Annotated in this window: 1 rRNA gene (only partly in view); it reads right to left on the minus strand. The window is 53.4% G+C overall.

The features are described from left to right. A 23S ribosomal RNA gene (locus DW694_RS10055) occupies positions 1-486 on the minus strand (it extends 2,446 nt beyond the left edge of the window). Positions 487-536: the final 50 nt, after the last annotated feature.

Consider the following 536-nt stretch of genomic DNA (forward strand, 5'->3'; position numbering starts at 1 on the left):
CGCTATCGGTCACTAAGTAGTATTTAGCCTTAGGGGGTGGTCCCCCTTACTTCCCACAAGGTTCCTCGTGTCTCGTGGTACTCCGGATCCTGCTCAGTCAGCTCTGCTTTCACGTACGGGGCTTTCACCCTCTCCGGCCGGCTTTCCCAAAACCGTTCTGTTAACTTCGCTGAATCTTAAATGCAGTCCATGACCCCGGCATGCACGCACACCGGTTTAGGCTCCTCCGCGTTCGCTCGCCGCTACTTACGGAATCGATGTTTCTTTCTTTTCCTCCGGGTACTTAGATGTTTCAGTTCCCCGGGTTCCCTTCCATACGTTATGGATTGGCGTATGGATGCATGAGGTCTGCTCATGCGGGTTTCCCCATTCAGACATCTCCGGATCACGGGATATTTGCTCCTCCCCGAAGCTTTTCGCAGCTTATCACGTCTTTCATCGGCTCTTAGTGCCAAGGCATCCGCCCTGTGCCCTTATTGCTTGACCTTTCGCTTCATCACCCTAGCGTAGGTGATGCGGTCTCTTGATTCTCGTGT

Source organism: Ruminococcus sp. AM26-12LB (assembly GCF_003480785.1).
Taxonomy (GTDB): Bacteria; Bacillota; Clostridia; order Lachnospirales; family Lachnospiraceae; genus Blautia_A; species Blautia_A fusiformis.